We start from the raw sequence: 22,171 nt of genomic DNA, 5'->3' as shown, positions 1-22,171 counted from the left end.
GATGTGCAGCGAAATCCGACGGAAACTTGGGCGCACTTCATCTTATAGCGAGGCATAGAAAATGCTGATGGAAGACGAAGCGAAAACTATCCATTGGCTGCAAAATGAGAATGCCGCCTATCGATAAGATAGACGGCAAGAAGGAGACGGATAGGAGTTCAAGGCAGGGTCGCCGGAAAGGCTTAGCCTCGGGCTGGCATCAGCACGCAATCATAGCTGCTTTTCACCAGTCGCTCACAGGCGCTTTGAGCATCGTCCTTGTTGGGAAAGCCGGTAAAGCGGGCGCGGTAAACAGTGGCACCATTGCGGGTGACGGCTTCGGTATAGATATCGCGGTCAGCCAGCGGACCACCGATCTTGTCGCGGACCATTTGCAGCAGGCTCATGGCTTCCTCGGCACTGGCGGCAGCCGCGATCTGGATCTGCCAGGTTCCATCGCGATGCAGCGGAATTGGCTTCAGGGGACGCGGATGGGCGCCCGCAATCAGGGCCTCGGTGGCTGCGGCGGCATTGTTGGCGCCACCACCGGCGTAAGCGTTGCCAAAGCGGGAACCGAGAACGGGCGGATCGGCCTGCGCGCTGACGGAGGCGACCTCTCTACGGTCGATTGGGGCGCTCCGGTCGAGCGGCATGGGAATGCTGCCGGTGGTCTGGGCAACGACAATAGGAGCGGTCGGAGCGGCGCTGGCGATCAGCGAATTGCCGTCGGATGCCTTGCCGATATTCTTGGTGATCAACTGCGCCATCAGATTGTCACGGCTGGCGCCGCTACGGCCGCCCATGATCACGCCGATCACCCGGCGCTTGCCATCGGCCACGGCGCTGACCAGGTTATAGCCGGATGCGTTGGTGTAACCGGTCTTGATGCCGTCCATGCCCTTGTAGCGGTACATGAGATTGTTATGGCCATTGATGGTGCGGCCACGAAAGGCAAAGCTGCGGGTGGAAAACAGCGCGTAATCGCGGGGAAAGTCGCGCAGCAGTGCTACGCCGAGGGTGGACATGTCGCGGGCGGTGGTGATCTGCCGATCGTCGGGCAGGCCGGAGGCATTGACGAATGTGGTATTGGGCATGCCGAGTTGGCGGGCCTTAGCGGTCATCATCGCCGCAAAATTCTCTTCCGTCCCGCCGAGCTTTTCGGCCATTGCGGCGGCCGCGTCATTAGCCGACAGGGTCACCATGCCCAGCACCGCCTCGCGCACGGTAATTTCTTCACCTGGCTTGAGGCGAAGCTTGGTGGGCGGACGTGATGAGGCGTATTTGGAAAACGGCACGGGGCTATCCCAGCTCAACGTGCCACGGCGGATCGCATCGAAAACCATATAGATGGTCATCATCTTAGTCAGCGATGCCGGATGGTTGGGCATATCCGCATTTTCCGAGGCGATCACCCGACCGGTGCGCGCATCCAGCAAAAGCTGGGCGCTGCCTGCAAAAACCGGGCTTGCCATCATGCTGATCGACACAAACAACGATAGCGCGATCAGGGTCCTGCTCATTCGGCCTCCAGACTGGTTACACTGCAAATACTTGGGCAATTTCATCGGCAAATTCACGAAAACGACCTCGAACACTTCACGGAACCGGCACGAGGACGGGCCGGCATTAGACCCAAAATGGGGCAGGAAATTGTGCAACGCCTTCATCTTGCCCAATATTGTTAATGAAGAGTTGCCCAATTATGGCAACTCTGTGGAATCTGCAGGGTTTCCCCCTTCGTTCCTATCAGAATCGAGAAGAAATACAGCCCCCTCGCCGCGCTCACCCGCCATATCCTGGGGATTGAAGATATTGCAATGCGTCATCGAGAGGCAACCGCAGCCGATACAGCCGTCGAGATCGTCACGCAATTTGCTGAGCATGGCGATGCGCCGGTCCAAAGTATGCGCCCAACGTGTCGCAATCGCGCGCCAGTCCTCCCGGCCCGGCGTCTGGCCTTGCGGCAGATCCGCCATGATCGTCGCAACCTCCTTCAAGGGGATGCCGAGCGCCAGTGCGGCCCGGATAATCGCCACGCGGCGCAGCACGTCCCGGTCGTAGCGCCGTTGGTTGCCGCTGGTGCGCCGGGCGCGAATCAAACCTTTGCGCTCGTAAAAATGCAAAGCCGAAACCGCAACGCCGCTGCGTTCAGCCAATTCACCGACGCTCAAACCCTGCATCCGCATTTTTCCTCTTTACCTCAACTTAAGTTGAGGTTGTAGCGTGCAGACCATTACATGACCAGAGCAGATGTCTAGGACAGAAAAACAATGGAAATTCAGCAAATTAACACAGAGCCTGCAAAGGCCGATGCGACGATGCCGGAAAATGGGCATTGGCGCGATCTGTTCGCCCCCGGTCTCGGGGCAGCAACCGTCATGGTCAGCCTTGGCGTTGGCCTGCATGCCTTCAACGCTTTCCTTGTCTCGACCGCCCTGCCCTCAGCCATTGCCGAACTTGGTGGCGCGCAGTGGTTGCCCTGGACCAGCACACTCTATCTGGCAGCATCGATTATCGCTGGTGCAAGTTGCGCCAGCCTGAAGGCCCGGGTCGGCACCCGGGGTGCATTGGCTATCGTCACCCTGGTTTTCCTGTCGGGGACCCTGACCGCCGGTCTGGCGGGATCGATGGCAGGCATCATTATCGGACGTGTCTTGCAGGGGCTTGGAGAGGGCGCGGTCCTGGCGCTGTGCTATATGCTGATCTCGACGCTCTTCCCGCGCAGGTTGATCGCCCGCATTTTCGGTATCGAAGCCGCGGTCTGGGCGGTGTCGGCCTTTGGCGGGCCGGTGCTGGCCGGGCTGTTGACTGAGGCGATTTCGTGGCGCGCGGCCTTCCTTGTCAACGTTCCCGCCGGTATCGTCTTTCTGGTTTTGGCCAGGATCGCCGTCCCAAAAGGGGAAAAAAATGGCAAAAACTCGGCCAATCAAGGTGGCTTGCCGATAGGGCGACTAAGCCTGCTGCTGGTCGGGCTGGTATTGCTGCTGGCGGCAAATCTGACGGCGCTGGACATCTCCCGAAACACCATGATCGGTATGGCGCTTGCCGCATTCATGCTGTTTGTCGCGCTCGACAGAAACAGTCTTCAGCCGATCCTGCCCGCCGGCGCCTTTGTGGCGTCAACACCCGTCGGGCTTGGCCTGTGGATCGTGTTGCTCATGCCCCTTTCCGAAGCGGCTCTTGGCGTCTATCTCGTCTATACGCTGCAACATCTCTGGTCGATGGGACCAATGGCAGCGGGTGCGTTGAGCGCGCTGATGGCGGTCAGTTGGAGCCTCACGGCGGTCATCACCGCCAATATCTCCACCCAAAAAGCCAGAGAAAGACTGATCTTGCTGGGGGTTGTCACCGAGGCTGGCGGCCTTGCTGGCACCACGCTTGGCATTGCAACAGGTTATTTGCCGGGACTGATCCTATCGCTGATCGCCGTCGGCATGGCCTTTGGCATGGCGTGGGCGGCGCTCAGCCAGACAATGATGGAGGCGAGCCCAGCTGACGACCGCGACCGGACCTCGGCGCTTTTGCCCACATTGCAAACCGCAGGCTATGCCATGGGAGCCGCACTGGCCGGTCTCATTGCCAATCGCTCCGGCTTTTCCGGCACGGCATCGCCGGAGGTGCTGCGCCATGCGGTCGGCAATAGCGTCCTGTTTGGCCTCGTCTGCCTTGCTCCGGCGATCCTGCTGGCGCCCTGGATGGTGAGAAGCCTGCGGAAAACCCGGTGAGGTCCAGGCTCTTCCATAGATTTTATTCTGAGAACAACAGCTTCATCGCCGGAGTCGGGCTTAAAACTGGAGCCGATGCACAATTCCTTAAATCCGTACCATTAATCTGGCAGGTATTGAGACGATAACCCTTTGGGTCGGATGGGATGCCCTTTCGATGACACGATCCGGTCCATTCCGGGCACCTGTTATAAATTAGCTTTTTTCAAAGACAGCGCAGCCGAGACTGCTGGAAAACCACTTATGGATGGCACTATCTTCAAGCAGGGGCTGATCGCGGGCGGACTGGTCGTGGCGGGGATAACGCGCAGGCTCGGTGCGTTAAAGGATGCCCGCGGGCTCGGTGCAATCTTCACCCTTCATCAGGTGCGCCCCTATCTTCCTTTCAGACCCGATCCCAACCGGCATCTGGAAATCACCCCCAAATTCCTCGATACCGCCCTTCGCGCCCTGTGGCGGGAAAATTACGAATTCATCCGCCTGGAAGATGTCCCCGCACGGCTTGCCGCAGGGCCCGGTCAAAGGCCCTTTGCGGCCTTTACCCTTGATGATGCCTATTATAACAGCCGTGATATCGCCCTGCCGATATTTGCGCGGTTCGATGCGCCCTTCACGGTTTTCGTCTGCCAGGGCCTCAGCGAGCGCAGCCATGGCCTCTGGTGGGAAACCCTTGCTGCCCTGACGCGCAAAGCCAACCGGCTGGAATGGGACTTCGAGGGCAGGACACGCATCCTTTCCACCGACACGCCATTGCGCAAAGCCGCAGCATTCCAGCAGATCGCCAGCCAAATCACGGCGGTAGACGAGGCAGAAAGGATCGCCAGGCTAAACCGGATGGCGGCAGAGGCTGGTATAGACAGCCGCGACATCGTTGCAAAAGCCATCCTGCCCTCTGAGACGCTGGCTGATTTTGCCGCCCATCCGCTGGTCAGCCTGGGGGCGCATACGGTCAGTCATCGAGGCTTGACCGGGCTTGACGATGAAACGGTGCGGCTGGAATTAAAGAACTCCGCCGATTATCTTGAAACCCTGACCGGAACTCGTCCGGTCAGTTTCGCTTATCCCTATGGGGATGGCCGCAGTGTCGATCAGCGAACCGTCGCACTGGTGCGCGAAGCCGGCTATAGACTGGCCGTCACCACCCGGCCCGCAACCCTGTTTGCAAACGACGGCCAGCGCCTCCACGCCCTGCCACGCATTTCACTCAATGGCCGTTTCCAGACACCCGCCACGGTCCGCACACTGGCATCGGGCATTCCTTTCCGCCTGATGTCACGCAAACCAGCTGCGTGACACAGGAGAAAGCACAGCCCTTGCGATTCAAGGATACATCCGCACCTTGCTCCAGGGTTGGTCCAGCGCCTCGCGGCGAAATTCGATCCGGTCATGCAGACGGAATTTACCGTCGCGCCAGAATTCGATGGTCAATGGCTTAATCCGGAAACCCGACCAATGGGCTGGACGCGGAATAGACCCCAGGGCATAGCGTGCCGTATATTCGGCAACCGCTTTTTCCAGCGCAAACCGGCTCTCCAGCGGCCGCGACTGTTTCGAGGCCCAGGCGCCGATGCGGCTGCCAATCGGTCTTGTCTGGTAATAGGCATCAGCCTCGGCGTCGGTGACGACCTCCACTTCGCCGCGCAAACGCACCTGGCGTCGCAGGGATTTCCAATGAAAGCACATCGCGGCTTTCTTTTGGGAGAGAATCTCCGTACCCTTCTGGCTCTCGAAATTGGTATAGAAGACAAATCCCGCTTGATCGAAATCCTTCAACAGCACCATACGCACATTTGGCAGGCCGCTTTCATCGACTGTCGCCAATGCGACAGCGTTGGGATCGTTAATCTCCGAGGCCTTTGCCTCAGTGAGCCACGTTTCGAACAAGCCAAAAGGTTCATGCTCCTCGGTAAAGTCACCGGTTGTTAACTCATTTTGCGACATATTATGTTAAATGCTCCGCATATGCCCGCGCCGCAAACGACGCATGAAGGACAGGACAGGTCTTGAGAGACATAGCAAAGCCGGATCGATGCAGAAAGGGACGCTGGGCCACCAGCGGTCGTTTTATGGCCATGGCGGCGCTTTGCCTCATGTTGGGCGGCTGTGTCGGCGGCGTCATGGACTTTGGGGGCGATACGCCAAAGGTGGATCGGTCGATTTCGACAGGCACCATTCCAAACGAACCGGAAAAACGCTCCGACCAGGATACAGTGCGCAATGCGGTCTCGTCCGCCGATCTTGAAAAGCTGGGACCAAGCCCGGTTCCCTGGGCCAATACCACAACGGGAAGCGCCGGTGTGATCAACTCGATTTCCGAGGATCGCAGCAATGGCGTGATCTGCCGGGTGTTCGTCACCAGCCGCCATGCCTATGACGGTATTGCCAAATTCTATGGCCGCACCTGCCTGGCTGGCGATGGCCAGTGGCAATTGGTGAATTTCGACAAACAGTCCTGAGATCGGCAATTACGAGCTAAAAAACCCCAACGGAACGGCGCATTGCGCCCGTTTTCTATGATTTGACAATGATCATATCCGGCTGAGACAGCGCCCATGTTATAAATTTCTCTGGGATCAAGCATCATCCCAGGAATTATTCCCCAGCCGTAACCACTGGTTAGCATCTGCTTCCTAATATAACTGTGTCCCGTGGCGAAGCAAATAGAGACAATGCTTGCCACGTATGAGCGTGAATGATTCACCTTTCTGCGGAATTGCTGAGCGAAAAGCCTTTTGTTCTGGAATTTCCGCAACAGATTGAAAGTGTTACGGTCCATCTTATTTTCCCTCACGGGTGCGATGTCGTGACCCGGACAGATCTCAATTGAACCGCTCTTGTATTTGGTTGGTGGTAAAATGCGTGATCCCTACTCCATTCTCGGCGTGCAGCGCGATGCGGGTACTGACGAGATCAAGGCTGCCTGGCGCTCGAAAGCCAAAACCTCTCATCCCGATCAAAACAGGGAGGATCCGACGGCAACCCAACGGTTTGCGGAGATCGGGCAGGCCTATGATGTTCTCAAGGACCCCGCCAAACGAAGCCGCTACGACCAGCAACGCTCGAAGATGGACGCCATGAAACGCGAACAGACGATCATGCAACAACGCGAGGAAGCCCGGGCCGCCGCTGAGCGCGCCCGCCAGGCCAAGGCCAATGCGGAGCGCATCATGGCCGATCTGGCACGCATCGAGGCGGAAAATGCCAAGGCTGAAAAAGCCGCCGAAATGCTGAATGTCAAGGTCGAGGCCGCCCGCGCCCGCGCGCAATCCGCCGAAGCCCAAGCCGCCAATGCCTCGGCGGACGCAGCGGCAAGCGCCAACGCCTCGGCCAAGGCCAAGGCCCAAACACAGGCTCAAGCCCAACCCCAGTCCGCAAGCAAACCGGAGACCGCGAAAGCAGGTCCAGACGCCGCAGATACAGCAACAGCCAGCCGCCCCGCCAGCCCGGATGCGGCAGAGGATGCCGTCTCGAAGATTTTTGGCGCCACCCAGACCGAGCAGCGCCAGACCGAGCAGCGAAGGGGCGAAGACGAGCCAAGCGAAGACGGCAACCGGTCACGCGGCTTCGCACTTCCCGTTCTTGGCCTGATTTCGTCGCTGGTGCGCCGCATTCGCAAACCAGCGCCGCCGGTTCTCGAAAAGGCTCCCGACATTATGGTCGAGGCCACCATCGCCATTGACGACCTTTTGCAACACAACACCATTTCCGTCCAGCTCAGCGATGGGCGCGAGGTAAGGCTGCCGCTGGAAGCAGGGTATACCGATGGCAGCATTGCAAGGCTGTCCGGCAAGGGGCTGAAAGTGCCGGGCATGTTAACCGGCGATGTGCTGGTCACGCTGCGGGTGTTGAAAAGCCCTGCCTTCAGCGTCGATGGCTATGACATTCACTGCATGGTGCCAATCAAGCTTGAGGATGCGGTGCTGGGATGCGACACGGTGATCGAAGGGCCGAAAGGACCGCTCGACATTACCGTACCGGCCTGGAGCGGCTCAGACCAGAGCATCCGCATCGAGGGCGAAGGCCTGCCCAGCGGCCCGGACGAACGGGGCGCATTGGTCGTCGAAATCAGGGTCGTGCTCTGGGAAAAACCGGACGAAAAAGTCACGGATCTGATGAAAGTGATGAAGCACGGGCTTTTCCTGTAGTTTCCGCCCCCCGGAAAAATGACGGGGTAAACCGAATTTCGCTGTAATCACACAGTGATAGCCACACCCTTTGTTACCGCTCCTTACAGTATTTGTTGCCCCTCTCCCATCAAGAGAGGTGCAGCACAGCTTGAACCACGCATCGGCCTATGCGATAGGCAGGTTCGATAGAAGTCTTAGGGAGCAACGAATGGCTCAAATTTCGGGCCTCATGGCAGGCAAACGTGGCATCATCATGGGTGTTGCCAATAATCGTTCCATCGCATGGGGCATAGCGAAGGCCTGCCGGGATGCAGGCGCGGAGATCGCGCTGACATGGCAGGGCGATGCGTTGAAGAAGCGTGTCGAGCCGCTGGCCCAGGAGCTTGAGGGCTTCATGGCAGGCGATTGCGACGTGACCGATCTGGAAAGCGTTGATGCCGTCTTCAAGAATGTCGAGGACAAGTGGGGCAAGATCGACTTCGTCGTGCATGCCATCGCCTTTTCCGACAAGGACGAGCTGACCGGTCGCTATCTGGATACCAGCCGCGAAAACTTCGCCCGCACCATGGATATCTCGGTCTATTCCTTCACCGCTGTCGCCAAGCGCGCCGAAGCTCTCCTTAAGGATGGCGGCTCGCTGTTGACGCTGACCTATTATGGTGCGGAAAAAGTCATGCCGCATTATAATGTCATGGGCGTGGCCAAGGCGGCTCTGGAAGCCAGTGTTCGCTATCTCGCCGTTGACATGGGCAAGCGCGGCATTCGCGTCAACGCCATTTCAGCCGGTCCGATCAAGACTTTGGCAGCATCCGGCATTGGCGATTTCCGCTATATCCTGAAGTGGAACGAATATAATTCGCCACTGAAGCGCAATGTCACCACCGACGAAGTCGGCACATCCGGCCTCTATCTGCTGTCGGACCTGTCCAGCGGTGTGACCGGCGAAGTCCATCACGTCGATTGCGGGTATCACACCGTCGGCATGAAGGCCGTGGACGCGCCGGATATGTCAGTCGTCAAGGATTAAGTCCCGGATACAAGGCCGGGAACAAGGCCGGGAACAAGGCTTGGAAGGTTCGTCTGCCGTGCTGCTTTACGTCATTCGCCACGGACAGACGGACTGGAACGCCGAAGGCCGGTTTCAGGGTCAGACGGATATTCCGCTGAATTCTACAGGCCGCGGCCAGGCGATGCGCAATGGCGAAACGCTGCGCCATGTGCTGGGCGATACAGTCGATGTCTTCGATTTCGTCGCCTCCCCTCTTGGGCGAACCCGCGAGACCATGCAGCGGGTCCGCACCGAAATGGGGCTCGACCCTGAGCGTTACCGGCTCGACGATCGCCTGAAGGAAATCTGTTTTGGCGACTGGGAAGGTCATACGACCCGCGAATTGAAAGAACTGTACCCGGAACGGGTCAAACAGCGGTCCCAGGGCAAATGGGACTTCATTGCCCCTGGCCAACGGGCTGAAAGCTATGAGATCCTATCCTGGCGCACCGGTGCCTGGCTTGCCTCGGTCCGCCAGCCAACGGTTGCCGTGACCCATGGCGGCGTTATCCGCAGCCTGTTCCGCCTGATTGGCAATGTCGATGCCAACGAGGCCTGCGCCATGCCAATCCCCCAGGACAGGATTCTGCTGATCAACCTTGAAAACAATAGCCTGAATTGGCTGTGACAGATCGGCGTTAGTTGACGACCTGCAAATCGTCCACCACCCGCTTGCCATCGACCATGGTGTAATAAACCACAACCTTGACGCCGGTCGTCAGGCCGTCAAAATTGAATTCCGCTGGCACCGAATAGGTTTTGCCATCCTCCAGCGTCAGGGTCAGCTTTTCGGTGCTAATCGACTTGATCGTCGATTCCACGTCATCGCTTTGCGCAAGCGCGCCCATTGGCGAAAACAGGCTGCCGGCCAGCAACAGCATAGCGATAAGGAAGCGCATAGTTTTTGCCCCTGCTTTCGTTCGAGAATCGTCACGTACTTGCAAATAAGCCTCCGAATGTGGCGGAATTTTCCCCTCGACGGCACTTATCCCCGGCACTCCTCAGAGGAGTCATTGAGGATGGCAGCTCGGATTCCGGTTTCGAATATCTCAAGCCGTTGCCGCATTTGGGATATTCGAAATTCTTGTCAGGTGAGGATGCACGGGCATCTTCGATAACTTGGTATTAAAGCGTGGCGCGATAGTCGAGGATAGCGTCACGCCTAGAATTTTCATTGCATCGCAAGGCTCTACAGCATCGGGTAGAAAACCGGTATCCACTTTTCCCCACGCAAATTCTACTGCATACTTTTTTCGAAAAGACAAATGGCAAACAACAGATCAAGAGCCATCCAGAAAGGCCGACGCAAGCATTACCACCATTAACGCAGCAGACTGTCCTGCACCAATGTTCCAGTCATGAACAGGACTATCCCTTCACTCATGCTTTATTGACGATATCTTTTAAATCCTACTGAATTCAAATAATATAAATGCTAAATTAACAACCATTACAATATCGTATTTCCTAAGATCAAAGCATAGCATCAGGTTTTCCCGGCAGAATATACGGGCAACTCCAGCGCCTCTGCTGCCAATGCCTCAGATGCCAATGCCTCTGATGTATGTGAGATATCAGAAATTCTTATCAGCCGAAGATGCGTAAGCACCTTCGATGACCCGGTATAATGTGTATGGCAGGATAATGACAGAATTCGCGAATCCCGCCGATCTCCCAACTCGCCGTTCCGGCAATGTGGCGATGCTGTTATTGGCCCTGGCGTTTGTCCTGCTGACAAGCCTGCTTGCCTATATCGGCTATCTCAATATCACCGACTACCGCAGCCAATTGCGCGGGCAAGTCCAAGCCGACCTACAGCGGGTCCGCGGGATGATGACCCAAAGAACCGAGGAGAATTTCTTCGCGCTTCGGCATCTTGTCCATGCATTGTCACCGCGTGAAGGCGCCCTGGCCTCGCCGCAAACGGAGGGGCTTGTTCGCGGTATTCTAAGGGAACGCCCGGAATTTCGGGCTTTGGCGCTGGCCCGAGGCACTGTCGTAGAACAGGTGTGGACGCAGAAAGGGCTCTCCCCCAGCAGTAATATGACAATCGGCCCGGATTCGGACACGGATATGCAATTGCAGGATGACGGGCAATTGCAACTGAATATCACCGCCGCCGATGCGACGCCCTCCCCTATCCATGTCCGTGCCATCCTGGATACCGCCAAATTCATCCAGTCCGCCATCGCCGATGGCACCACCGCTCCGGTCGGCAACGGGCCGGCTATCGAGATTGCCGTCATGGTGCAGACCGCATCCGGTATACGCACTGTTTTTGGTAGCCCGTCGCTCGCGGCTCAGGATTTGATCAGCCCGGATTTGGCAAAGCAGAACATGACCGGGGAAAACCCGGAAATACTGACCATGGCGCTTCAAGGCGGGACGCTGCAAGTGTATGGCCGCCCCCGGGCAGGCTGGCAGCAGAAACCGCAGGATCACAGTCATTTCGTCATGGCGCTGGTTGCCGTGGATCTGGCTTTTGCAGCACCCCTTTGCGGCATAGCAATGCTTGTCATCTCCCGCGCAAAACGCCGGCGCGCGCTCCAACAGATGGAAGACAAATACCGGGCCTTGACCCGGCGTTTCGAACTGGCAATGGACAGTTCCAATATCGGCATGTGGGAACTTGCAACCGACAATCCGACCCTCCATCAGGACAGCCGTGCCGCACAATTGCATGGAGCAGGCAGCGGTGGCGACCTCGATCAGGACATGGCCTGCTGGTTGGAAACCGTGCATCCCGAAGACCGCGCCAAGGCGCAAGCCCATGTTATGGCCTGCCAGCAAGGCGAAAACAGCCAGGATTACCGGGTCGTGCTGGAGAGCGGCGTGATCCGCACCTTGCGCTCCGTCGGCAGCCATGCAGATGCCTCCGGGCATAACCGTGTGACCGGTCTCGTCTGGGACATTACTGCCGATGTCGCCATGCAAAATGATCTACGGGCTGCCAAGGAGAGTTCCGATATCAAGAATGCGGAACTGGAACTGGCCCTGGACGAATTGTCCATCCGAGAGCAGCAATTGGAAAGCCTGTCCTATCGGTTTGAACTGGCGCTGGATTCCTATGGTTGCGGCGTCTGGGAACATGATTTTTCCACAGGCCACACCGTCTGGGACGAACGCATGTGCTATCTCTATAATATTCCAGCCACCACCAGTCATGTCACCGACGCCATGTGGCTGAGCAAGATCCATAAAGACGACCACGAGATGTTGATGGAAGCCGCACGCAACGTGGCAAAGCAGCATACGCGCCTCAACACCAGCCAAAGGGTGTTGTTGGACCAGGGTGGTACACGCTGGGTGCGCTCGGTTGGTCAGGTGCATGTCGACCGCAACGGACGCAAGAAGCTGATCGGCATCAGCTTCGATGTGACGGCCGATGTGTTGCTGACCGAAGAACTGCGCACGGCGAAGGCCGAGGCCGAAGCCCGCAACATCGAGCTAGAACTGACCAAAAATCGAATTGAATTCAACGCCTTGCATGACCCGTTGACCGGCCTTGCCAATCGTCGCAAGCTGGATATCGCCCTCGACAGCCTGACGCGGCAGTCGCAGGCAAACAGAAGCCGTTTCACTATCCTGCATCTCGACCTGGATCGGTTCAAGGAAATCAACGACACGCTGGGCCATGCCGCTGGCGATGCCATGCTGGTCAATGCGGCACGGGTTCTGTCACGCCACATGAACAGCGGCGATCTGGTGGCCCGGATTGGCGGAGACGAATTCGTGGTGCTGCTGCATGGGCCAATCGATGCCAAGGCCGCCGCCGAGCTTGCCGAACGCATCATCCAGGACATCAACGTTCCCGTGGATTTCGAAGGCTTCATCTGTCGCTGCGGCGTTTCCATCGGCATTGCCGAGGCCAAGGGACTGCGAACCGATGCCCGCAAGATCCTGATCAATGCCGATCTGGCGCTTTATGAAGCCAAGCGGCAGGGGCGCAACTGTTTCCAATTCTTCACGGACAATCTCCAGGCCAATATTGTCAGCTCGAAGCGCATTGCCGACGAATTGCTGCACGCGCTGGAAAATGACGAGATCACCGCCTGGTATCAGCCGCAATTCTGCGCCAACAGCATGCAACTGGTCGGCGCCGAGGCGCTGGTCCGCTGGCAGCATCCGACCCGCGGCATCCTGCCCAGCAATAGCTTCCTGAAAGTGGCGGAAGACCTGAATGTCATGGCACGTATCGACCAGATCGTGCTGGAACTGGCCCTGAAGGACAAAATGCGCTGGGCGGCCATGGGCGTGAAACTTCCGAAGATTTCCGTCAATGTCTCGTCTCGCCGCCTGCATGATGCCGGGCTGATCGAGACGCTGGAAAGTCTCAGTATTTCGCCCGGTGAAATTTCCTTCGAACTGGTCGAATCGATCTTTCTCGATGAAAGCGAGGATATTGCCACCACCAATATCGAGCGGATCAAGGCGCTGGGCATCGACATCGAGATCGACGATTTCGGCACCGGCCATACCTCGATCATCAGCCTTTTGAAACTGCAACCCAAGCGGCTGAAAATCGACCGGCAATTGGTCATGCCCCTGCTCAATTCCAGCCGGGAACGGGCCATGGTGCGCTCGATCATCGACATTGCCCGCTCTCTGGGAGTGGCAACCGTGGCCGAGGGCGTCGAAAGCATTGCCCATGCCCAGATCCTGCGCGAACTGGGCTGCGATCTCCTGCAAGGCTACGCTTTTGCGAAACCGCTGCCCTTCGAGGAATTCGGCCGTTTCGCCTTGCAGACAGACCGTCAGATGGCATCATAAGCCCCATCTCGCGCAAAGCTTTTCCGGTTTTTGCGCCATTGCCGCAAAGAAAGGCTTTTCACGCTTGCGGCTTTTCTACTAAGAGTGGGGCCTTGTAAAAGGCAGGGCTTATCCCCTGGCAAAGCGGACCCGGTTTCAGCATATGTCGCATAATAGTTTCGGTCACCTTTTCCGTGTCACCACCTGGGGCGAAAGCCATGGTCCAGCCCTTGGCGCGGTGGTGGATGGTTGCCCTCCCGGCTTGAAATTCACCCTGGAAGACCTTCAGGTTTGGCTCGACAAGCGCAAACCCGGCCAGTCGCGGTTCGTGACCCAGCGGCGCGAGGACGACCTCGTTAAGGTCCTCTCCGGCGTCATGCCGCAGGACGATGGCTCGATGATCACCACCGGCACGCCGATTTCGCTGATGATCGAAAATACCGACCAGCGGTCCAAGGATTACGGCGACATCGCTCAGCAATATCGCCCCGGCCATGCCGATTATACCTATGACCTGAAATATGGCATTCGTGATTATCGCGGCGGCGGACGCTCCTCGGCGCGCGAAACGGCAGCGCGGGTGGCGGCGGGCGGCATTGCCCGTCTGGTTCTGCCCGGCGTTACCATTCGCGGCGCGCTGGTGCAGATCGGCACCCACAAGATCGATCGCGCCAATTGGGATTGGGCCGAGGTTGGTAATAATCCGTTCTTTGCACCGGACCCGAAGATCGTCCCCGTTTGGGAAGAGTATCTGGACGGCATCCGCAAGCAGGGTTCCTCGGTCGGTGCCGTGGTGGAGGTGGTGGCCGAAGGCGTGCCGGCCGGGCTGGGCGCGCCGATCTATGCCAAGCTGGACCAGGATATTACCGCGCTGCTGATGTCGATCAATGCGGTCAAGGGTGTTGAAATCGGCAATGGCTTTCGTGCCGCCGAAATCACCGGCGAGGAAAACGCCGATCAGATGCGCATGGGCAATGACGGGCAGCCGATTTTCCTGTCCAACCATGCCGGCGGCATTCTCGGCGGGATTTCCACCGGCGAGCCGATTGTGGCGCGGTTTGCCATCAAGCCGACCTCGTCCATCCTCACAGAACGCCAGTCGATCGATTCGCAAGGCCGCAATGTCGATATTCGCACCAAAGGCCGCCACGACCCCTGCGTTGGCATCCGTGCCGTGCCGGTTGGCGAGGCAATGGTGGCTTGCGCGCTGGCGGATCATTATCTGCGCGACCGTGGCCAGACCGGTCGTTTGAAGTAAGGAAATCGATCATGACCTATGAGCAGACCCGTGTCGTTGACGCTATCCGGGCTTTTGAGGCCGGTGAAATCGTGATTGTCACCGATGACGACGACCGCGAGAACGAAGGTGACCTGATCGTTGCCGCCGTACATTGCACGTCGGAGAAAATGGCCTTCATCATCCGCCATACGTCAGGCATCGTCTGCACCCCAATGCCGAAGGAGGAAGCTAAGCGGCTGAACCTCTCGGCCATGGTCGCCGAAAACGACAGCGCCCATACGACAGCCTTTACGGTCAGCGTCGATTTCAAGCATGGCACCACGACCGGGATATCCTCTGATGACCGGACGCTGACGGTACGCAATCTCGCCAATCCCAATGTCGGTCCCGCCGATTTCGTCCGCCCCGGCCATATTTTCCCGCTGGTGGCGCGCGAAGGTGGGGTGTTGATGCGGTCCGGCCATACGGAAGCAGCTGTCGATCTCTGCCGGCTGGCCAACCTGCCGCCAATCGGCGTGATCTCGGAAATGGTCAATGACGACGGCACGGTCATGCGCGGTCCGCAGGTCTCAGCCTTTGCCGAAAAGCACAAGCTGAAACAGATCTCGGTCGCCGACCTGATTGCCTATCGCCAGCGCAAGGAAACCCTGATCCAGCTGATGTCGACCTTCGAGATCCAGACGGCTTATGGCCCGGCCAAGGCCCATGCCTATTCCCTGCCCTGGGATCCGATGCAGCATCTGGCGGTGGTATTTGGTGACATCCGCGACGGCGTCGATATTCCCGTGCGTCTGCATCTGGAAAATGTCGGTGCCGATGTGTTCGGCGGTGCCCGCCAGATCGATAGCATGTTGAAACGGATCGCAGAAAAAGGCCGTGGCATTATCGTTTATCTACGCGAAGGCTCCGTCGGGGTTGGCGCCTCCACTACGGCCAGGGCAGGCATGCACGACCGCGAGGCCCATCAGGAAGCCCAGACGCGCGAAAGCGAATGGCTGGAAATCGGCCTCGGCGCCCAGATCCTCAGGGATCTCGGCGTCACCTCGATCCGGCTGATGGCCTCGCGTGAACGCCATTACGTCGGCCTGGAGGGTTTTGGCATCAAGATCTCGGAAACCGAAATTGCGTAAATCATATGTCGCTGCGGACATTTCCTGATGCCTGCCCGAGAGAATGCCATTGACCTTGCTTTTCGGGCAAGACATGTTTGATGTCATGTTCGAAAGCAATCCCAAGGCCAGAGCCGACATGAAAGCTGGAACCCTCTACGCCATAGCTGGCGGGCAGGAGTGGATTTATTACGGGCAAGTCAATGCGGATAAGGAAATCGCATTTTTTCGTCGCAGGGATCGAACGATCACGACAATAGACGACATTATCAATTCGCCCGTCATGGCGGTGATAATGGTTTTTCCTTCCTCGATAACTCGGGCGCTCCGTTCCGGCGCATGGAAAAAGCTGGGGCGCTTTCCAGTTTCCGAACTGGCTGCCCCAAGGCCTACCGTCCAATGGCCTGCCTTTACATTGAAGGTCACCGTCTGGCGAGATGGCGTTCCAAGCTATGACACGACAATCGATGATCCGGCAATCCAAATGCTGGAGGTGATAGCTGCGTGGGATGCTGAGTATCACATTCCTGCAAGATTGACTGCCGACTTTTCCCCGGATGAGGCCTTGTGGCACGTTGGAGGGCCTGTTTGGCGGGAACGAAAAATCAAAGAAGAGACTGCAAAACGTTTTCCAGGAAACCCTGTGAATGCATTGCCGGAAAACTGGGTTGCGACCAATAAGCAGGATATTCCTGGGGTGGATACAGGACCAGGACCGACGACCATCCGCCTCGAAAGCCCTGGATAGGCAGAAAAAGTGCTACCCTTTCGGCAGACTCAGTGGCAGGTAAGAGTCTGTTCCGCGCAAAATTCGCGCGACAACTACAATTCTCCAGGAACCCAATCCATGTCACTCAAGCTTTATCTCGCCGGTCCCGAAGTGTTTCTCGCTGATGCCCGCGAGGTGCTCGATGCCAAGGCTGAGATGACACGGACCTATGGGTTCGAGCCGATCTGCCCCGGCGATATTTCCATCGAACCGGCCCCGACCTTGCATGAGTTCGGATTGAAAATCAGTGCCGTCGATGAGGATATGATGAACCGGGCCGATGGGGTGATTGCCAATCTCACCCCGTTCCGTGGCATTGCCGCCGATCCCGGCACGGCTTTCGAGCTGGGCTATATGTGCGCACAGGGCAAGCTTGTGGCTGCCTACACCAATGTCATTGACAATCACTATGCCCGCACCGCCGGTTTTTATCAGGACAAGGTGACGCTCGGCCCTGATCAGCGCAAGCGCGGACCGGATGGCCTGTCATTAGAGGATTTCGATATGATCGAAAATCTTATGCTGCACGGCGGGGTCGAACGCCGGGGCGGGCCGATTTTTACTCATCAGGCGCCAGCAGACCGGCTCTATAGCGATCTGACCGCTTTCGAACTCTGCCTGAAGGCATTGTCGGCGAAGCTTCCCGCTGTAGTATAGTTTAATTCTTGCAGTTTTTGAGCACCGACCATCTGTATAATTCGCATAGACATTTACAATTTTTAACAAAATTGGAGGGAAATTCGTATTTTCTTCAGTAGAAATTGTTGATAAAACTAGATCTAGTAAAAATCCGTTCCCGCTGCACAATTTCTCGGAAAAATCGGATGTGACGCAAGCCTCGCGCAAGCTTCGATCGTTAACAAAGGGTTAACGAAGCGAACAGAAAGGGCCTGCGATGAGGATCGACAGCAGCCTTGGCAATTCACAGTATCAGAGCCGCTACATTCATGGCGCGTCAAGCGTTGAGGATGTTGCCGTAGAGTCTGCGACCACGCCCCGCTCGCGCTCTGCCGGTGGAAACTCCACCAGCACCCTGCTGTCCGCCTCCCTGGCCAACGCGCTCTGGAGCCTGGATTCAAGCAAGAAAACGGCTGGATTGAAAACCAGCGACTCGTCGGCCATCGACGAGTCAAAAGCAGCGTCTCCGATCCAACAGATCGAAGCGCATTATCTGGAATATATGGATACGGACGAGGAGTAGCCACGGCTCTGCTATGGCTATGCGAAAGAGGGGTGTGTGGCGGCACACCCCTTTTTGCGTTATCTGCTGCAAAACCGTTGAGAAAACCATGCCTGTTATCAAAACTGAAAACGCAGCCTTGGACATTGGAACCGCCGAGGGCATCAACGCCGAGCTTGGTCCCTATAGCGCCCGGCGCTTGAGCGATGCAGGCGGCTTGACGCAATTTGGCGTCCTCCTGGAAACATTGCCGCCCGGCTCCCGTTCGTCTCACAAGCACTGGCATGAACAGGAAGACGAATTCCTCTATATGCTCACGGGGACTGCCACCTTGCTTGAGGGCGATGTGGTCACCGAGATGAACCCGGGCGATGCCGCGACGTTCAAGGCCGGTGTTCCCCTTGGCCATTGCCTGGAAAACCGCTCCAATGCGGATTGTGTCTATCTGGTGGTTGGCACTCGCTCCGCCAACGAAATTGTCCATTACGACGACAAAGACATGGTCATGACCAAGGTCAATTTCGTCAAAACCCTCACGGATCGCGTCGGCACGCCAATCAAAAGCTGAGCCAGCCATCACCATAAACGACCGCCTCCACCCCGGTAAATCGTGCAAGCCGGTTCAATTCCTGGTCGAGCGTTTCCAGCAGCAGGTCGCAGGGGCTCAGCACCGGATGCAGCCGGGCAGTTTCCGCAGTGTCACAAGCATCGGCAGGCTGATCTGATAGCAACAAGCATGGCCTGTCGCCATCGCCTCATTCTCCTGACAGACCCATATCTTTCACGCTCAAATTTCAAATTCAGCCCGCGCGATCATCTTTGGAGGTTTCCATCACGATATAGGAGGTAATTGCATTTACATGGCTCTGAGTGCCGAGGACTTCGGTGTGAAAGCGCTTATAACCAGCGAGATCGGCACTCTCCACCCGCAGCAGATATTCGAATGCCCCGGCAATGTTGTGACATTCCACGACTTCTGGAGCGATTGCCATTGCCCTCTCAAAGCCCTCCAAGGCTGCCTTGGTATGAGAAGAAAGGCCAATCATGACATACGCTGCAAAGCCACGCCCCATGCTTTCGGGGTCGGTGACGACACGATAGCCGCGGATCACACCATTCCGTTCCAGCTCTTGGACACGTCTAAGACAAGCTGAGGGCGAGAGGCTGACCGCCTCCGCAAGTGCCACATTGCTGATCCGACCATCACGCCTAAGCGCACGCAATATTTTCGTGTCTATTGCATCTATATTCGTCATTCATTGTCCATTTTGTCACAATATAGAATATTTAGGTCAAAAATTGCGACATTGTCCATCTATTATTGCACAAACCAATAGAGGGACAAATCTCATGAACTTTGCTGTCTTAACGGCGCTTATCGGCTTCGCATTCGCCGCCACGATCACCCCGGGCCCGAATAATCTGATGTTGATGGCCTCCGGTGCTAACTTCGGCTTTCGCCGGACCATGCCGCATATGCTCGGAATCGTCGGAGGCGTATCGGCCATGGCATTCCTCGTTGGAATGAGTCTAATGGCCGTGTTTGATGCTGTGCCCGCATTAAACCTGGTGCTGACAATCCTATCCGTCGCGTATCTGATCTGGCTAGCCGCTAAAATTGCCATCGCAGCCCCCATCGAAGAGCAGGATGCTGGCAGCAACCCAATGACCTTTCTTGAGGCTGCACTATTCCAGTGGGTCAATCCCAAAGCATGGGCAATGTGTCTTTCGGCAGTTACACTCTATGCACCCGACCGCTCATTGCAGTCGGTCGTCATGGTGGCAGGCTCATTTGCGTCCGTTTGCTTCCCTGCAATCGCGGTTTGGGCGTTGCTCGGGACGGTGGTTCGGCGGTGGCTATCGAACAACACTCGACTGCGAATTTTCAATTGCACCATGGCCGCTTTGTTAGTCGCGTCGCTCTACCCAATTCTCGGTCTCGGAGCTTGAGCAGAACGACCTGCCTCCTAAAGGTTCAGCTACTGAGCCAGCCATCACCATAAACGACCGCCTCCACCCCGGTAAATCGTGCAAGCCGGTTCAATTCCTGGTCGAGCTTCTCCAACCGTCCGGTCGAGGGCCTGATGCCCGGCTCCAGCCATAACCGCTTCACGTCCAGCGTGCCTGCCTTGCGGTTGGCTTTCATGTCGATCCGGCCAATCAGCCGATCATTTTCCAGCAGCGGAAAGACATAATAGCCATATTGCCGTTTCGGCTCCGGCACGAACACTTCGATCCGGTAGAAGAAGCCGAACAGCCGCTCGGTGCGGGCCCGGTCACGGATCAGCGGGTCGAAAGGGCTGAGTACCCGGATACGGGCGGGTGGCTCCGGGGCCGCTAGCAAGGTGGGCAGACGGTCTGCCAGGGCCAGCGACGGGCGCGGCTTTCCGCCATCGGCGGGGGCGATCTCGATCTCTTCCAGCTCAGCGCGATGGGTCTCCAGCCAGAGCTTTGCCTCCTGCGGGCTGACCAGATTCCAGAAGGCGGCGATTTCGCCCGATGTGGCAAAACCCAGCCGGATCAGCGCTTCCCGGCAGGCCCAATCGATGAAGGCGTCATGCGTCACCTCGGCCTGCAAATGTTCATCCAGAAAGCAGCGCTCCGTCAGATCATAGATCTTCTGAAAGTTCTCCCGACCGGAAATCGACAGTTTGCCGGTGCGCCAGAGAAATTCCAGCGCGGTTTTCGACGGATGCCAGTTCCACCAGCCGCCGGATTTATGGTCGCCTTCCTTCATGTGCCGCGACAAGGCCGGGCCGCCCTCGGTAATCCGCCGGTAGGTTTCCTCGAAAGCCGCCTCAAAGCCCGGCTCGCGCCACGTGCGCCAGCGCTCCAGAATCAGGCTTTCTTCGCGCCGGAACCGATGCTTCCAATAGGGAAAGAAAGCTGAAGGCAGGATTGAAGCATCATGGGTCCAATGCTCGAACAGGAGCCTGTCCTGCTCCAGCAAAGCGGTCAGATCTTCGCGCCTGTACGTCTGGTGGCGCGAAAACAGGATCTGGTGATGCGCCCGCTCCACCGTGCCGATACTATCCACCTGCACGAAACCGAGATCGGTGATCAGCGCCAGCAGGCCCTGACGGCTCAACGCTCGCCCCGGTGGCCGGGAAAGCCCCTGCCGCTCCAGAAAAATCCGCCGTGCTGTCCTGTTGTCTATCCCTATCGCCATTGGGCGACGATAGAGTATGTTCTCTTTTTGTTCAAGGTGATTTCCTCCAGAAACCCGGCTTTCAACGCCGATCCGCCACCGCCTTGGCCATGATGCAGAGCAGTTCAAACATCATGGTTGCACCGGCCAGCGCCGTCATGCCGCCGACATCGAAGGGGGGCGCGACCTCCACCACATCGGCACCGACAATATTGACGCCCTCCAGCAGCCGCACCATGGCCTGCACTTCGCGGGTCAGGAAGCCGCCGATTTCCGGTGTGCCGGTTCCCGGTGCCATCGATGGGTCGATGCAGTCAATATCGAAGCTGACATAGGTCGGGCCATCACCGGCAATGGCGCGGGCTTCCGCCATCACGTCTGCCACGCTGCGGGCGACGAATTCCTCCATATAGATGATGCGGATGCCCTGGTCCTTGGCCCATTGATGTTCATCGACTTCGTAATTGGAGCTGCGAATGCCGATCTGCACCATGCGTTTCGGATCAAGCAGCCCCTCCTCGATGGCCCGGCGAAAGGGCGTGCCATGGGTAAAGCGCTGGCCACCGAAATAGCTGTCATTGGTGTCGGAATGCGCATCGAAATGAATAAGCCCGACCGGCCGCGATTTCGCCACCGCCCGCAGCACCGGCAGTGTAGTCAGATGGTCGCCCCCGGCGCAGAGCGGCAGAGCACCGGCAGCGACAACCGCTGCCACGCCCTCTTCTATCTGTTGCAGTGCCAGCATCAGGTCGATGGGGTTGACGGTCACATCCCCAACATCGGCAATATTGGCAAGGCTGAAGGGCTCGATTTTAGAGACGTGATGCACCCGGCGCATCAGGCTGGACTGGTTGCGGACCTCGCGCGGCCCATGGCGCGCACCGGCCCGGTTGGTGGTGCCGCCATCCCAGGGAATGCCGATCAGCGCGATATCAAGCCCTTCTGCCGAGGTGACGGCAGGCAGACGCATGAACGTGGCATGCCCTGCAAAGCGCGGCACTTCAGCGGCATCGACAGGCTGGTGAAAGGAGGAGGTCACGTGGCAATTCCTTCGGGAATGGATCGGATAACCCATCCGAGCAAATCTCAAAGCGGCT

22 protein-coding genes are annotated in these 22,171 nt (G+C 57.6%); 14 read left to right on the top strand and 8 right to left on the bottom strand.

All coding sequences use genetic code 11. The features are described from left to right. Positions 1-182: 182 nt before the first annotated feature. Positions 183-1,499, bottom strand: coding sequence for a D-alanyl-D-alanine carboxypeptidase (locus ASB66_RS09035; protein WP_060719090.1), 1,317 nt, complete (start codon positions 1,497-1,499; stop codon positions 183-185). A 180-nt stretch (positions 1,500-1,679) separates the two neighbouring features. Then, positions 1,680-2,159 (bottom strand): redox-sensitive transcriptional activator SoxR, encoded by a 480-nt coding sequence (gene soxR / locus ASB66_RS09030; RefSeq protein WP_156543451.1) that lies wholly within the window; start codon positions 2,157-2,159, stop codon positions 1,680-1,682. 90 nt (positions 2,160-2,249) lie between these two features. On the opposite strand from soxR, the gene ASB66_RS09025 reads away from it, so the two are divergent. Beyond that, positions 2,250-3,704 (top strand): MFS transporter, encoded by a 1,455-nt coding sequence (locus tag ASB66_RS09025; protein ID WP_114386402.1) that lies wholly within the window; start codon positions 2,250-2,252, stop codon positions 3,702-3,704. A gap of 243 nt (positions 3,705-3,947) precedes the next feature. Beyond that, positions 3,948-4,997 carry a polysaccharide deacetylase family protein gene (locus ASB66_RS09020; RefSeq protein ID WP_060719092.1) on the top strand — a complete coding sequence of 350 codons (1,050 nt, stop codon included), beginning with the start codon at positions 3,948-3,950 and terminating at the stop codon, positions 4,995-4,997. 27 nt (positions 4,998-5,024) lie between these two features. On the opposite strand, the gene pdxH is transcribed toward ASB66_RS09020, so the two are convergent. Then, positions 5,025-5,645 carry a pyridoxamine 5'-phosphate oxidase gene (gene pdxH / locus ASB66_RS09015; protein ID WP_060719093.1) on the bottom strand — a complete coding sequence of 207 codons (621 nt, stop codon included), beginning with the start codon at positions 5,643-5,645 and terminating at the stop codon, positions 5,025-5,027. 62 nt (positions 5,646-5,707) lie between these two features. Between pdxH and ASB66_RS09010 the strand changes: the two genes are divergently transcribed. From ASB66_RS09010 to ASB66_RS08995, 4 genes are all read left to right on the top strand, one after another. Beyond that, complete coding sequence (locus tag ASB66_RS09010) at positions 5,708-6,160, top strand: RT0821/Lpp0805 family surface protein (RefSeq protein ID WP_015915149.1); 453 nt, start codon at positions 5,708-5,710, stop codon at positions 6,158-6,160. 399 nt (positions 6,161-6,559) lie between these two features. Beyond that, complete coding sequence (locus ASB66_RS09005) at positions 6,560-7,849, top strand: DnaJ C-terminal domain-containing protein (protein ID WP_060719094.1); 1,290 nt, start codon at positions 6,560-6,562, stop codon at positions 7,847-7,849. Positions 7,850-8,039: 190 nt separating this feature from the next. Continuing rightward, on the top strand, positions 8,040-8,858 hold the full coding sequence (gene fabI, locus ASB66_RS09000; RefSeq protein WP_060719095.1) for an enoyl-ACP reductase FabI: 819 nt from the start codon (positions 8,040-8,042) through the stop codon (positions 8,856-8,858). Between the two features lie 58 nt (positions 8,859-8,916). Next, positions 8,917-9,507: a histidine phosphatase family protein gene (locus ASB66_RS08995; RefSeq protein ID WP_060719263.1), complete on the top strand. Its 591-nt coding sequence runs from the start codon at positions 8,917-8,919 to the stop codon at positions 9,505-9,507. Between the two features lie 10 nt (positions 9,508-9,517). Here the strand turns inward: ASB66_RS08995 and ASB66_RS08990 are convergent, their stop codons facing one another. Continuing rightward, positions 9,518-9,778 (bottom strand): DUF1344 domain-containing protein, encoded by a 261-nt coding sequence (locus ASB66_RS08990; RefSeq protein WP_060719096.1) that lies wholly within the window; start codon positions 9,776-9,778, stop codon positions 9,518-9,520. Between the two features lie 745 nt (positions 9,779-10,523). Between ASB66_RS08990 and ASB66_RS08985 the strand changes: the two genes are divergently transcribed. The 7 genes from ASB66_RS08985 to ASB66_RS08955 all read left to right on the top strand — a co-directional run bounded on the left by ASB66_RS08985 (position 10,524) and on the right by ASB66_RS08955 (position 18,494). Beyond that, positions 10,524-13,649 (top strand): EAL domain-containing protein, encoded by a 3,126-nt coding sequence (locus ASB66_RS08985; protein ID WP_234612730.1) that lies wholly within the window; start codon positions 10,524-10,526, stop codon positions 13,647-13,649. Between the two features lie 142 nt (positions 13,650-13,791). Beyond that, positions 13,792-14,886, top strand: a complete 1,095-nt coding sequence (gene aroC / locus ASB66_RS08980) for a chorismate synthase (protein WP_060719098.1) — start codon at positions 13,792-13,794, stop codon at positions 14,884-14,886. An 11-nt stretch (positions 14,887-14,897) separates the two neighbouring features. After that, positions 14,898-15,998, top strand: a complete 1,101-nt coding sequence (gene ribB / locus ASB66_RS08975; protein ID WP_060719099.1) for a 3,4-dihydroxy-2-butanone-4-phosphate synthase — start codon at positions 14,898-14,900, stop codon at positions 15,996-15,998. Positions 15,999-16,047: 49 nt separating this feature from the next. After that, entirely contained in the window at positions 16,048-16,725 is a 678-nt protein-coding gene (locus ASB66_RS08970) for a hypothetical protein (RefSeq protein WP_174084564.1), read from the top strand. 99 nt (positions 16,726-16,824) lie between these two features. Then, positions 16,825-17,403 carry a nucleoside 2-deoxyribosyltransferase gene (locus ASB66_RS08965; protein WP_060719100.1) on the top strand — a complete coding sequence of 193 codons (579 nt, stop codon included), beginning with the start codon at positions 16,825-16,827 and terminating at the stop codon, positions 17,401-17,403. A 238-nt stretch (positions 17,404-17,641) separates the two neighbouring features. Further along, positions 17,642-17,947 carry a hypothetical protein gene (locus ASB66_RS08960; protein ID WP_060719101.1) on the top strand — a complete coding sequence of 102 codons (306 nt, stop codon included), beginning with the start codon at positions 17,642-17,644 and terminating at the stop codon, positions 17,945-17,947. Between the two features lie 88 nt (positions 17,948-18,035). Then, a complete protein-coding gene (locus ASB66_RS08955; protein ID WP_060719102.1) occupies positions 18,036-18,494 on the top strand; it encodes a cupin domain-containing protein in 459 nt (152 codons plus the stop codon). Here ASB66_RS08955 and ASB66_RS26190 read toward each other — a convergent pair. Both ASB66_RS26190 and ASB66_RS08950 read right to left on the bottom strand, forming a co-directional pair. Then, positions 18,484-18,657 (bottom strand): hypothetical protein, encoded by a 174-nt coding sequence (locus ASB66_RS26190; protein ID WP_156544934.1) that lies wholly within the window; start codon positions 18,655-18,657, stop codon positions 18,484-18,486. The genes ASB66_RS08955 and ASB66_RS26190 overlap by 11 nt on opposite strands. 69 nt (positions 18,658-18,726) lie before the next feature. Continuing rightward, positions 18,727-19,182, bottom strand: coding sequence for an Lrp/AsnC family transcriptional regulator (locus ASB66_RS08950; RefSeq protein ID WP_060719103.1), 456 nt, complete (start codon positions 19,180-19,182; stop codon positions 18,727-18,729). A gap of 94 nt (positions 19,183-19,276) precedes the next feature. Here ASB66_RS08950 and ASB66_RS08945 point away from each other — a divergent pair, with 94 nt between their 5' ends. After that, complete coding sequence (locus ASB66_RS08945; RefSeq protein WP_060719104.1) at positions 19,277-19,876, top strand: LysE family translocator; 600 nt, start codon at positions 19,277-19,279, stop codon at positions 19,874-19,876. 25 nt (positions 19,877-19,901) lie between these two features. On the opposite strand, the gene ASB66_RS08940 is transcribed toward ASB66_RS08945, so the two are convergent. After that, positions 19,902-21,095, bottom strand: coding sequence for a winged helix-turn-helix domain-containing protein (locus ASB66_RS08940; RefSeq protein ID WP_114386400.1), 1,194 nt, complete (start codon positions 21,093-21,095; stop codon positions 19,902-19,904). A gap of 61 nt (positions 21,096-21,156) precedes the next feature. Then, complete coding sequence (speB, locus tag ASB66_RS08935) at positions 21,157-22,113, bottom strand: agmatinase (protein ID WP_060719264.1); 957 nt, start codon at positions 22,111-22,113, stop codon at positions 21,157-21,159. Positions 22,114-22,171: the final 58 nt, after the last annotated feature.

The sequence above is a fragment of the Gillisella vitis genome (genome assembly GCF_001541345.2).
Taxonomy (GTDB): Bacteria; Pseudomonadota; Alphaproteobacteria; order Rhizobiales; family Rhizobiaceae; genus Allorhizobium; species Allorhizobium vitis.
This window is presented reverse-complemented; position numbering and strand designations above follow the sequence as displayed.

Bases quoted from the DNA above. Each gene is read 5' to 3' on its own strand.
- ASB66_RS09035 (WP_060719090.1), bottom strand. From the start codon at position 1,499: ATGAGCAGGACCCTGATCGCGCTATCGTTGTTTGTGTCGATCAGCATG.
- soxR (WP_156543451.1), bottom strand. From the start codon at position 2,159: ATGCAGGGTTTGAGCGTCGGTGAATTGGCTGAACGCAGCGGCGTTGCG.
- ASB66_RS09025 (WP_114386402.1), top strand. From the start codon at position 2,250: ATGGAAATTCAGCAAATTAACACAGAGCCTGCAAAGGCCGATGCGACG.
- ASB66_RS09020 (WP_060719092.1), top strand. From the start codon at position 3,948: ATGGATGGCACTATCTTCAAGCAGGGGCTGATCGCGGGCGGACTGGTC.
- pdxH (WP_060719093.1), bottom strand. From the start codon at position 5,645: ATGTCGCAAAATGAGTTAACAACCGGTGACTTTACCGAGGAGCATGAA.
- ASB66_RS09005 (WP_060719094.1), top strand. From the start codon at position 6,560: ATGCGTGATCCCTACTCCATTCTCGGCGTGCAGCGCGATGCGGGTACT.
- fabI (WP_060719095.1), top strand. From the start codon at position 8,040: ATGGCTCAAATTTCGGGCCTCATGGCAGGCAAACGTGGCATCATCATG.
- ASB66_RS08990 (WP_060719096.1), bottom strand. From the start codon at position 9,778: ATGCGCTTCCTTATCGCTATGCTGTTGCTGGCCGGCAGCCTGTTTTCG.
- ASB66_RS08985 (WP_234612730.1), top strand. From the start codon at position 10,524: ATGACAGAATTCGCGAATCCCGCCGATCTCCCAACTCGCCGTTCCGGC.
- aroC (WP_060719098.1), top strand. From the start codon at position 13,792: ATGTCGCATAATAGTTTCGGTCACCTTTTCCGTGTCACCACCTGGGGC.
- ribB (WP_060719099.1), top strand. From the start codon at position 14,898: ATGACCTATGAGCAGACCCGTGTCGTTGACGCTATCCGGGCTTTTGAG.
- ASB66_RS08965 (WP_060719100.1), top strand. From the start codon at position 16,825: ATGTCACTCAAGCTTTATCTCGCCGGTCCCGAAGTGTTTCTCGCTGAT.
- ASB66_RS08960 (WP_060719101.1), top strand. From the start codon at position 17,642: ATGAGGATCGACAGCAGCCTTGGCAATTCACAGTATCAGAGCCGCTAC.
- ASB66_RS08955 (WP_060719102.1), top strand. From the start codon at position 18,036: ATGCCTGTTATCAAAACTGAAAACGCAGCCTTGGACATTGGAACCGCC.
- ASB66_RS08950 (WP_060719103.1), bottom strand. From the start codon at position 19,182: ATGACGAATATAGATGCAATAGACACGAAAATATTGCGTGCGCTTAGG.
- ASB66_RS08945 (WP_060719104.1), top strand. From the start codon at position 19,277: ATGAACTTTGCTGTCTTAACGGCGCTTATCGGCTTCGCATTCGCCGCC.
- ASB66_RS08940 (WP_114386400.1), bottom strand. From the start codon at position 21,095: ATGGCGATAGGGATAGACAACAGGACAGCACGGCGGATTTTTCTGGAG.